The 9,200-nt window shown below is 50.4% G+C and carries 16 protein-coding genes; 9 read left to right on the forward strand and 7 right to left on the reverse strand.

Features of this window, described 5'->3' with window-relative positions:
- Position 1 precedes the first annotated feature (1 nt).
- Complete coding sequence (locus tag B3797_RS10055; RefSeq protein ID WP_311791023.1) at positions 2–163, reverse strand: DUF4060 family protein; 162 nt, start codon at positions 161–163, stop codon at positions 2–4.
- On the opposite strand from B3797_RS10055, the gene B3797_RS10060 reads away from it, so the two are divergent.
- A complete protein-coding gene (locus B3797_RS10060; RefSeq protein ID WP_311790995.1) occupies positions 95–241 on the forward strand; it encodes a hypothetical protein in 147 nt (48 codons plus the stop codon). The genes B3797_RS10055 and B3797_RS10060 overlap by 69 nt on opposite strands.
- Before the next feature lie 242 nt (positions 242–483).
- Here B3797_RS10060 and B3797_RS10065 read toward each other — a convergent pair whose 3' ends face one another.
- The 3 genes from B3797_RS10065 to B3797_RS10075 all read right to left on the reverse strand — a co-directional run bounded on the left by B3797_RS10065 (position 484) and on the right by B3797_RS10075 (position 2,038).
- On the reverse strand, positions 484–723 hold the full coding sequence (locus B3797_RS10065) for a DNA polymerase III subunit theta (RefSeq protein WP_311790996.1): 240 nt from the start codon (positions 721–723) through the stop codon (positions 484–486).
- A gap of 7 nt (positions 724–730) precedes the next feature.
- Positions 731–970: an HTH-like domain-containing protein gene (locus tag B3797_RS10070; protein WP_311790997.1), complete on the reverse strand. Its 240-nt coding sequence runs from the start codon at positions 968–970 to the stop codon at positions 731–733.
- A gap of 843 nt (positions 971–1,813) precedes the next feature.
- Positions 1,814–2,038, reverse strand: a complete 225-nt coding sequence (locus tag B3797_RS10075; protein WP_311790998.1) for a hypothetical protein — start codon at positions 2,036–2,038, stop codon at positions 1,814–1,816.
- 583 nt (positions 2,039–2,621) lie between these two features.
- Between B3797_RS10075 and B3797_RS10080 the strand changes: the two genes are divergently transcribed.
- From B3797_RS10080 to B3797_RS10090, 3 genes are all read left to right on the forward strand, one after another.
- Positions 2,622–2,939, forward strand: a complete 318-nt coding sequence (locus tag B3797_RS10080; protein WP_311782379.1) for a hypothetical protein — start codon at positions 2,622–2,624, stop codon at positions 2,937–2,939.
- A 109-nt stretch (positions 2,940–3,048) separates the two neighbouring features.
- On the forward strand, positions 3,049–3,696 hold the full coding sequence (gene zinT / locus B3797_RS10085) for a metal-binding protein ZinT (RefSeq protein WP_414693062.1): 648 nt from the start codon (positions 3,049–3,051) through the stop codon (positions 3,694–3,696).
- 535 nt (positions 3,697–4,231) lie between these two features.
- Positions 4,232–4,396: a hypothetical protein gene (locus B3797_RS10090; protein ID WP_311790999.1), complete on the forward strand. Its 165-nt coding sequence runs from the start codon at positions 4,232–4,234 to the stop codon at positions 4,394–4,396.
- Between the two features lie 331 nt (positions 4,397–4,727).
- Here the strand turns inward: B3797_RS10090 and B3797_RS10095 are convergent, their stop codons facing one another.
- Complete coding sequence (locus B3797_RS10095; protein WP_311782377.1) at positions 4,728–5,354, reverse strand: helix-turn-helix domain-containing protein; 627 nt, start codon at positions 5,352–5,354, stop codon at positions 4,728–4,730.
- Positions 5,355–5,494: 140 nt separating this feature from the next.
- On the opposite strand from B3797_RS10095, the gene B3797_RS10100 reads away from it, so the two are divergent.
- The 4 genes from B3797_RS10100 (at position 5,495) to B3797_RS10115 (ending at position 7,629) form a co-directional block, all read left to right on the forward strand.
- The gene (locus B3797_RS10100; RefSeq protein ID WP_120453738.1) at positions 5,495–5,884 is read left to right on the forward strand and encodes a hypothetical protein; all 390 of its coding nucleotides are present in this window, start codon (positions 5,495–5,497) and stop codon (positions 5,882–5,884) included.
- Positions 5,885–5,915: 31 nt separating this feature from the next.
- A complete protein-coding gene (locus tag B3797_RS10105; protein ID WP_311791000.1) occupies positions 5,916–6,191 on the forward strand; it encodes a hypothetical protein in 276 nt (91 codons plus the stop codon).
- A gap of 84 nt (positions 6,192–6,275) precedes the next feature.
- Positions 6,276–7,145: a hypothetical protein gene (locus B3797_RS10110; protein ID WP_311791001.1), complete on the forward strand. Its 870-nt coding sequence runs from the start codon at positions 6,276–6,278 to the stop codon at positions 7,143–7,145.
- A 217-nt stretch (positions 7,146–7,362) separates the two neighbouring features.
- Entirely contained in the window at positions 7,363–7,629 is a 267-nt protein-coding gene (locus tag B3797_RS10115; protein ID WP_311782374.1) for a hypothetical protein, read from the forward strand.
- Between the two features lie 27 nt (positions 7,630–7,656).
- Here B3797_RS10115 and B3797_RS10120 read toward each other — a convergent pair whose 3' ends face one another.
- The gene (locus B3797_RS10120) at positions 7,657–7,896 is read right to left on the reverse strand and encodes a DinI-like family protein (RefSeq protein WP_123799910.1); all 240 of its coding nucleotides are present in this window, start codon (positions 7,894–7,896) and stop codon (positions 7,657–7,659) included.
- A gap of 340 nt (positions 7,897–8,236) precedes the next feature.
- A complete protein-coding gene (locus B3797_RS10125; RefSeq protein WP_311782373.1) occupies positions 8,237–8,560 on the reverse strand; it encodes a DUF6388 family protein in 324 nt (107 codons plus the stop codon).
- Between the two features lie 194 nt (positions 8,561–8,754).
- On the opposite strand from B3797_RS10125, the gene yedD reads away from it, so the two are divergent.
- Positions 8,755–9,200, forward strand: a 446-nt coding sequence (gene yedD, locus B3797_RS10130; RefSeq protein WP_311791002.1) for a lipoprotein YedD, incomplete at its 3' end; no start/stop codon positions are given.

Below are 9,200 nucleotides of genomic sequence, written 5' to 3' on the forward strand. Positions count from 1 at the left end.
CTTAAGAGAGCAACATAGTTGCCACCATAGTGATAGGGCGCATAATGATCTCAACCTGGTAGTGTTTGCCGTGATAGGCGATGGAATAGGTGATGTGATGATGCTTGTTGCCCTCGCCATACCTGGCTTTATGCGCTTCCAGTGCCTTATTGGCGACGAGGATGTGGGCTGGTTCGGTGTCACAATAGATGCGTTCTTTGATGAATTTTTGGCAATAAAAAACCCGCTGTGGCGAGGTTAATTTTCCATGGAATTAGTTAGCTTGTTACTTTGTAGACATTCCCTTTTCGAAAATAGATGACAATGGTTTTCCGGCATTGGGGGCAGACTTTGCGAGTCGAACCATCGCCGTTGATGAATCCATGATCATGTGTCGAAGTGCTTGAGCATGACGGGCAAACTACTGTTGCTTTAGACATTAAAAATCCCTCTTGAGTTAGATGTCATAATGTCATTGGCTTGAAAATCATCATCTTTAGATGGTTATCTATCTTCTTTCTGATAAACCGGGTCCGTACCCCTCGGATATTTATTCGACTCTTCCCTGTAGAACCGCAGCCGCTCCTGAGAGTATTCCCGAAGCGCTTCCTGCTGCTGCATCTCAACTTCATACGCCACTACCGGCATATTCATGCGCTCTTTATAAGCAACGCCTGACGCCGCTAAATCAACATTCATCCGGTCGCGTTCTTCTTTGCTGCGTGCTGCGATATTGTATGACATGCGAGCCTCAGATTTTTGAAGTATCCAGCCCAGCAGAAATGAGATGGCTTGTGATTTTACGCATCTTGGCTAATTCAGATTTGAACGACTCCTTAAGTCCCACCTCACGGCAAAACTCTGCGCCGTCAATATCACCCAACTGGATAGCATATTTAATCATCTGAAGGTGCATCACCTGAGAGCGCTGCCCCTGTGGAGCTTCTGCCAGAGCCTTTCTGATTGCTGCAAAGATTTCTGTTTTTGACATTTTGTTTTCCTCCTTCCCTGAGTATACCGCTACCTTCGCCATCTCCGACTCTTAATCTCTTCATCCCTGCAATACTTATCATACGCGAACACGAAAGCTCCGTTCTCGATGCCGAATAGCTCGTCTGTCAGCCTTATCCATTCATTTCCGACGCACTCAGGCACGTCTCACTTTTCGCGGCGCGGCCAGATGAAAAACCGGACAGAGTCGTAGCGGTGAAATATCTCGTGCTTCGTGAGCTTCTCACCTTTGGCGAGCATATAGAAAGCTGCCCCAGCACCAAAATACTGTTGACATAACCAGTTTTTTAGGGGGTAAATCTAATGTGGGCAATAAAAAACCTCGCTAGAGCGAGGTTTAGTTATGAATGTTCTTTTAAAGTAAGATTTGTTGCCGATCAAGGTAATAACCAGATTTAACTAACTCTTTTTCCTCCTACCACGTAGTACATTCACAACATACATAATGGAATAATACGATGTATATACTCATTAATATTCCAAAGGCAGGTGAAAGCTCCAGGCAGGCTATACATGGTATCACCAGGGACAGGAAAAGTTTCAAGCTTAACAGATATTTTCTTTTGTAAATAGCCCAAACCTATGTGAATACCATTAGCCAAAAAGGAAAGCCATAAAAAATAAACTTCTCTTCCCCATCTCTTTTATAAACGTTATATTTTTTCATTCTTATTAATGTTGGTTATTGTCATGTGTGTATTTTTAGGAAAGTACAAGCAGGCGGATATAGCTAAACTCTGAATTTTATAGAGGTGTGTAACATATAGTTAATTCCTTCCATTAATAGCTGTTGCCTCTATTCCCTCTCTTAGAAGTTCGCCTTTCATGCAGCGTTTTCCTCTTCAAATTCATTTTCGTCGGCAACGTTCTGGAAAGGCTCGCATGAAAATGTGCAGCCGTCACCGTCGTCAGGGTTGAATTTTGTCAGGTAGATAAGCTGCTGCCTGTCTTCTAACTGCGCATCGGCGATTAACTGGTCTGTGTTGCGCTTTCCGCGCCACCAGATATGGCCTTCCTTTGCTTTAGCCATGCCGTGACGAGTTTCCATGTCGCGATTCCAGGCAAACCACTCAGGGTGTTCGTGAGCGATGAGGAACAGCTTGGCATTGCTCTTCTTGAAGCATGTAAGGCAGTTCCCGTAATGGGGCGGGATATTGAGCTTGAACGGCATCTCATCCCAGAAGTCGTTAACGTCTGCTTTCGTGAAGGCGCCCCAGTGACACAGGGGGATACCCGATACACCCTCTGCGCATTTGCATGCCCCATCTGACTGGCGATGAAGTTGGGGCCTTGCTCCGGCAGGGCGTGACCGGTAGTTGTAGGTTTGCCGGGAGTCATAGAATAAGCGAAAAGAAATTTCGGCATATTTAATTGCGGAAATTCATATTGGACGTACTTCGCAAGTTTACTGCAAATATTAGCCAACTCTATTTAAGAAGCTGGCAATGATGCCAGGCTCGATTTACCCCCCAAAACACCGCCTGTTCGCCAGATTGATGAAACAGGCCTCGCAGTATGCTTCTGCTAAACCGGACTTAACTTGCTTCCATCTGGCACCCCATATCTCAGTGCGAAAAATTACACAGGCAGGTTTACGTCCCTCACTCCAGGCACAGCGAAGCAGAACCATAATGAAAAAATTAGTTTTAATAACAGTCGTGCTGCTGCTTGCCGCATGCGCGACCAAACAGTATCCACAGGCGCCAGCGGTTACGAATGAGGAAGCGGTGGCGCTGGATTGTCAGGCGCTGGAGCGAGAGATCGCCAAAACACAGGGTATTCAGCAGGAGATCAAACAGACCAGCGACTTTGACTTTCGTACGGTGTTGGGCTTTCTGGGCGACTTCGGGATCGGTAACGGCATTGCGCGTCATAATGCCAGCGAAAAAGCGAAATCGCGGCTGTCGGAGTTGCAGGCGTTGCGTGACGTAAAATGCCGCTCCCGCTAAGGGCGATAGCATCGTTGCCATTCACTCTGAAAACGCATTAGCCCGCAAAGCTTGTTTTGTGAAACGTTATATCATAACATTTCACACTCTTTCACTCATGGAGGGTAAAATGATGGCGAAAAAACAGGCTTTAGCACTATTCTTGATGCTGGCGATCAGCGGGCAGGTTATAGCCCACGGGCATCATTCACACGGCCCGGCGCTGTCGCAAATGGAGCAGAAAGCAGCTGAAGGCATCTTTGATGATAAAGAAGTTAAAGACCGCACGCTGGCAGACTGGGATGGGGTATGGGAATCGGTTTATCCGCTGTTACAGCAGGGAAAACTTGATCCGGTCTTTGAAATGAAAGCGCAAAAGGATGGGCATAAGAGTCCAGAGCAATACAAAGCCTATTATCGTAAAGGCTATGCTACCGATATCGATCGCCTGGGCATCGAAAATGGGATTATTGAATTCCACCGTGGCGACAGCGTGTCATCCTGCCGCTACAGTTATGCCGGGCACAAAATCCTGAATTATGCTTCAGGTAAGAAAGGCGTTCGCTACCTGTTTGAATGTCATGATGCGCACAGTACCGCACCTAAATATGTTCAGTTTAGCGATCATATAATTACACCGCGCAAGTCGAGCCATTTCCATATATTTACCGGCAATGTTTCTCAACAGGCACTGCTGCAGGAAATGGATCACTGGCCAACCTATTATCCGTATCAGTTAACGCAACAGCAGGTCGTAGAAGAAATGCTGCATCATTAACACCAATTCAAATAATCAAGCAGGACAAGCTTTAAAGCGATAATGCCATATATTCAGGCAGATACACTCTGTCTGCAGGGTAGTAACTGACTACAACCTCGTCGCAGGTCAGATTATATACGGATCTGCGATGAAGCCAGGCTTCAAAACGCTATTACCCGGCGTCAAGGATATGTATTCATATATTACCCTTACGTGACCATTATCTTAGCCGATTAAATATATCCCGGCGACAATAGCGCTGACAGAGATGATATGCAGTAATTCAGTCATAATATGTACCTCCCTTGTTGACCTCTATTTCATTCAAGAAGCTATAAAGCGATCCGTCAAATAATGAGGATGAATTTATCAGATAAAAATGAAATGAGATGAGTTGATACAACAAGCGGAACATGGCTTTACAAAAAGCCAAACGGCAAAGCGGTAATGTTTTACCTTTTACGCTTCGTTCACGTTTCGGTAATTTGATACGCATGATAAATAGTCACAGCGCTAAACTTGATAGACCCAATAAGGGTAAATGGAGGTGCGTATGTCAGAACGTCCCGATGATATTGATCCAATCCCCGGCGATGGCCAGGTGCCAGGCAGCGTTGAAGATATCCCTGGTGGGGATGAGGATGAGATGCCAGAAGATGACGAGTATCAGGAAGATGACGTCGAGGATGAAGAAGAGGATGAGAATCTTAACCCCTGAATGCTAAAGCCGTCTGCGGACGGCTTTGTTCATTACCGCGCGCGTAAAAAATTGCCCGCATAAGGCGGGCAAGCCCATTCAAGCAGAACTCTCGTTTACATTACGTAAAAGCGATGCGCATAGCGCCTGGTTATCTTCTCACCGGGCCGAAAATAAGGAAATGGACAGGCATGTAATCTGTCACAGGAAATTCTTATAGCGAAAAAAAACCCGCTCAAGGCGGGTGAAAATCGTTACATGGAATAATCCACATATTAAGTCAGATGCTAATCCGTAACGAAAGTTCGAGCGAAGCGGTAAATTTTCTCCCACGCTCTCTTCTTCTGCGCTGTTATTGCTGTGTGTCACGATAGCGTCGCCATTCAACCAGGGTTCCCAACACCGAAAGCGCCTGTTCAGACGAGCGCAACAGTGGGTAATCCTCATTAAGCGGCGCCAGTTCAAAGCTGTCCTGACTGCGCGCGCGATATTTGCCTGCCACATAATCGCTGTCGCCATTAAGCGCGAGCACCAGATCTCCAGGCTGAGGCGCTAGCTCTGGATCGATAATCAGCAGATCGCCGCGCAGGCATTGCGGCGATAGCGCATTGTCCCAAAGCAGCACAGCAAAGCTGGCGGTAGAGTAGTCGCGATCCGTTTGCACACGCCTGGCAATTTCAACCTGGTTCGCCTCTGACAGCCATAGCGAAATTTGCTCCCTTTCAAGTATGGGCAGACCGGTTTGCGTCTGATTTTGTACAGTAAAAACCGGTCCATCGCCGTCAACCAGCCATGCAGGCGCGCAGCCCAGCGCCTCTGCGAGCCGCAGCAGATTTTCGCCGCGCGGCAGCGTCTCCTCTTTTTCCCACTGTGATATCGCTACATGGGAAACCGAAATTTTTTCCGCTACCGCTTTTTGCGTCAAATTCAAGGCTTTACGTCGGAAGCGGATACGTTCACCTGTTGTTTCTTTTTCCATCGTCTTGACATCTCCTGAGAGCCAGACTTAAGTATACTTAAGCTGTGAATTTAAGCAATCTTAAGTTGCAGCGAGGGAGGCGCTTTGCGTTGTACGCCTGACGTCAGCAGCCGTTACCCGTCGAGGCACAGAGGTGAGGCATGGAAAGTAGTCTGATTACCAGTGTTGGCGCATTAGTTCTTGGGGGCGGAGCGGCCGCGCTTTTCTGGAAGCCGCTCATTGCAGGCATTGCCTCTATTGTCACCAGCAATCGTGCCGGTGGAGAAATCATTACCAGCTACAAAGAGCAGGTGCTGTTGCTTAAGGAGAGTAACGCGCTGCTCCGTCAGGAGAATGATGATTTGCGAGTACGGCACGACACCAATTTGCGGCGGATATCCACCCTTGAGACCGATCTGCGTCTGATCAAAAACGCGCTCGGCATCCTGGTGGCAATGACCGATGCCGATCAAAACAGCAAGTTCCGCAATGAAATCGACAGGCTAATTTCCACTCTGGAGGATCGTAACGATGGCAGAGATACACAGTGAAATAAGACCGGTAACCCACAAACGTAAACTTATGCTGGGCGTGCTGATGCTGGGCATGTCGATGGTCTGCGTTGTGATGACCATTCTTTTTTTATACGTCAGCAGTACTGCCAATCGGCGCGTTGAAGAGATTCGGCAGGAGTCCCGCGAATCCGCCGCCAGACGCGAAGCCAAAGTTGATCAGCTGTCGAAGCAGGTGTCCGCACTCCAGCGCAAGCTGGACGCGCTGCCCGATCGGACCGCTGCCCAGACGGCCGACAAGGTGAAGCAGGTCGTAATACAGGATGAATCCTCTGCAAAGCCGTAACAGGAGAACCCTATGCGAATTTTTAACCTGATTGGGGAAGGTGTTCACGCCCTCCGATCGTTTATTATCACGAAGGAGTCTGCTATGACTGATACCAGCACCACTAACTCAACCGCTCAAAACAGTGACGCCGCACTGCCACAGTTTGCCGTACCGGACGCCAATGTGCCCACCGATCCGCAGCTGCAGCGCTTAACCTCGCCCTCAACGGTCGCGCCAGCGACTTCAGAGGAGACCCCGGGAGAAACGCATGTGGCGCCTGACGCAACGGCGCAGCACACCCCGCCGGCGCAGTCCGCGGATCAGAGCGCAACCCCAGATGCTGCATCTTCCGCGCAGTCTGCGGATCAGGGCGCAACTGCGGCTGCCACATCGGCGCAGTCTGCGGATCAGGGCGCAGCCCAGGATGCCGCATCTTCCACGCAGTCTGCGGATCAGAGCGCAGCCGCGGACGCTTCCGCATCCGCGCAGTCTGCGGATCAGGGCACAGCCTCGGACGCTTCCGTTTCCGCACAGTCTGCGGATCAGAGCACAGCCTCGGACGCTTCCGCATCCGCGCAGTCTGCGGATCAGAACGCAGCTCCGGATGCTGCCGCCTCTCCGCAGCCAGCCGATCAGAGCACGCCCTCGACCGCTGCTGCTCAGTCCGCCGATCAACCAGCGGCGGCCGATGCTTCTGCTAACGCGCAGCCCCAGGCGCAGGCATCCGTGGCGGATGCCGCTGCCGGGCAGACCAGTTCGCAGGCTGGCAGCGCCTCTGAACAGGCATCAGCGGCCGCAGCTGTATCCACTGCGCAGGCATCTGCGCAGCCGACGGCGCAAACCGGGCAAGACGACTTTAGCGCAGGCGTAAAAGATTTCAGCGCCGCGTTTGATTTTGTCCAGCAGGGTATCGAGCGTCTTGGCTCGGCTGCCAGGAAGGAGCTGTTTGAGCTGGCGCGTAAATATCTGTAATAAATGAGCGTAAGCGACATACAAAGGGGACAGCGGGTCCCCTGTTTTTTCACAGATAATTGCGCTTCTGGCTGGATTGACGTCCCGGCCGGCAGATGCCTGTGAGTAACCTCAGAGGCAAGTTGCGAACATTCTTAAGGCGGCTTCGTTATAATCCACTACCTTTAATCATTCACGCGAAATATTTATTGGTTAAAACAGCAAAAGGAAAAACAGCATGAGTGATTCAGTGGAAACGAAAAGCAAAACTGACTACCTGCGCGATGTGACCTCGCAGCTGAAAGAGATGCGCCACTATGCGCAAACCAATACCGAAACGCTCTCCAGCCACTGGCTCGCATTTGACGCTGGCGAATATAAAGATAAAGAGTTTGCCGGACGCATTGATGCGCTGCTAAACAAACAGGGCACGTTGCTGGATGATTTAGACGCCGTAATCCAGGATATGGAGATTGCGGTTAACCACAGCGAGCAGGAGAAGTAACCCTGCTCCAGCCGGTGGTCGTCGCGCTTAGTCGGCCACCAGCCACATTTCCGCTTCTTCAAACATCTCTTCAATAATGCGCGCAAGCGTCGCTTTATCGTTTTTGCTCATATCGGTTTCGATCGCATTGCGCTCCATCGGCTTTACGCGCACCTCAATCTCCGGAAAGACGCGCTGCACGCGCTTTTCCAGCTCACGTAAAATCATTTCGCGCGCGCCTGGCAGGCCGGCTACGTTACGCTTATCGTAAATCAATTCCACAAACATACTGGTATTCCATACAGGGAAGACATTCGCTGGCACATCATACTGTAAATCCAACCAGTGACAAGCATCTCAGGGGGCGTCTGACGGTTTTTTTAGCGTGATACGCAAATTTACGGCAGGTGCTAATCAAAGGACAGAGAGAAAAAAACGGCGGCAGGGTAAAAAATTGAACCTCTGGAGGTGGAAATCCAGCAACACCTCCAGAGGCGGTGCAAGCGCACCATTCGTTCAAGGACAATCACGACCGAAGTCGTGAAGTAAACTTATACAAGTTTTACTGGCTTGTACAATTTAATCCTGAATTATTTTACTGGTTGGAGGTGTTGCCGTTCTCGGCCGGTCAGAGTTCGTTCTTAATGCAGAACTCTTCCCAGGTCATACCCAGCGATTCCGCATGAGACTTAAGGTAGGTTTCAATCGCTTCCGCGGCCACGGCCTTATCCGGCTCGGCAAGCTGAATAGAAAATATCATGCCATCAAGATTTTTTTGACGCAAAAAGGCGGCGTAAATGCGTTCGGCATGCCATTCGCGCAGCTGGCGCAGCGACATATTGGCATGGCGCGCGTCGCTTTCTGTCAGCTCATCAAGCGCGGCCTTAAAATCAGCGTGGGCGGTAAAGAACATCTCGCGCGCCTGCGCGTAATAGGCTTCTGGCGTTTTCATAAGGTTTCCTGAAAAATTATTGTGGTGCAGCGCGCCAGTGTAACTCACCGACCTGGCCTTGTCAGGACGCTGTTCCGGAGAAGATGGGAAGAAAAAAATGCGGCGCGCGGCGCGAAGCAGAGCCGGGATTGCTTGCGGAAAGCAGGCGAAAAATTATAACTTAGCCGCCATTGAAGCGATCTCAGGGATTAACGATGAAAAAGTGGATGCTGACGGCCGCGCTGGCGCTGGCCGGTTGTGCGCAAATTAACAGCTATGAGGATGCGGTGCAGACGCCGGCCCCCGCCAGCCTGCAGGGCAACTGGCAAACCTTCGGCCCGCAAAGCGGCTTACGCAGCGATCAGGCGCTGGGCAGTCTGATTGTAAATCCGGACGGCAGCACGCTGGACTGCCGTCAGTGGATGCGTGTTATCGCCAAACCAGGCAAACTTTCGCGCCTCAGCGGCGATTACGTAAACGTCAACCGCCAGTCGCGCGTCATGCCTTTAGTGCTGGATGGGAGCGAACTGCACTATGACGGTCTGACGCTGCGCCGGGTCGAACAACCGACGGTGGAATGCCAGCAGGCGCTGGCTGAAGTGGCCCGTCAGCCGAAGGCGGCGGTGATACAGAATATCGAGCCGGAAATCCTGAAGTCCGA

Origin of the sequence: Pantoea sp. UBA5923 (assembly GCF_002431095.1) — a bacterium.
In the GTDB taxonomy this organism is placed as follows: domain Bacteria; phylum Pseudomonadota; class Gammaproteobacteria; order Enterobacterales; family Enterobacteriaceae; genus Pantoea; species Pantoea piersonii.

Excerpts from the sequence above, each read along its gene's own strand:
- B3797_RS10065 (WP_311790996.1), bottom strand. The coding sequence starts at position 723 with ATGTCATACAATATCGCAGCACGCAGCAAAGAAGAACGCGACCGGATG.
- B3797_RS10070 (WP_311790997.1), bottom strand. The coding sequence starts at position 970 with ATGTCAAAAACAGAAATCTTTGCAGCAATCAGAAAGGCTCTGGCAGAA.
- B3797_RS10075 (WP_311790998.1), bottom strand. The coding sequence starts at position 2,038 with ATGGAAACTCGTCACGGCATGGCTAAAGCAAAGGAAGGCCATATCTGG.
- B3797_RS10080 (WP_311782379.1), top strand. The coding sequence starts at position 2,622 with ATGAAAAAATTAGTTTTAATAACAGTCGTGCTGCTGCTTGCCGCATGC.
- zinT (WP_414693062.1), top strand. The coding sequence starts at position 3,049 with ATGATGGCGAAAAAACAGGCTTTAGCACTATTCTTGATGCTGGCGATC.
- B3797_RS10090 (WP_311790999.1), top strand. The coding sequence starts at position 4,232 with ATGTCAGAACGTCCCGATGATATTGATCCAATCCCCGGCGATGGCCAG.
- B3797_RS10095 (WP_311782377.1), bottom strand. The coding sequence starts at position 5,354 with ATGGAAAAAGAAACAACAGGTGAACGTATCCGCTTCCGACGTAAAGCC.
- B3797_RS10100 (WP_120453738.1), top strand. The coding sequence starts at position 5,495 with ATGGAAAGTAGTCTGATTACCAGTGTTGGCGCATTAGTTCTTGGGGGC.
- B3797_RS10105 (WP_311791000.1), top strand. The coding sequence starts at position 5,916 with ATGCTGGGCGTGCTGATGCTGGGCATGTCGATGGTCTGCGTTGTGATG.
- B3797_RS10110 (WP_311791001.1), top strand. The coding sequence starts at position 6,276 with ATGACTGATACCAGCACCACTAACTCAACCGCTCAAAACAGTGACGCC.
- B3797_RS10115 (WP_311782374.1), top strand. The coding sequence starts at position 7,363 with ATGAGTGATTCAGTGGAAACGAAAAGCAAAACTGACTACCTGCGCGAT.
- B3797_RS10120 (WP_123799910.1), bottom strand. The coding sequence starts at position 7,896 with ATGTTTGTGGAATTGATTTACGATAAGCGTAACGTAGCCGGCCTGCCA.
- B3797_RS10125 (WP_311782373.1), bottom strand. The coding sequence starts at position 8,560 with ATGAAAACGCCAGAAGCCTATTACGCGCAGGCGCGCGAGATGTTCTTT.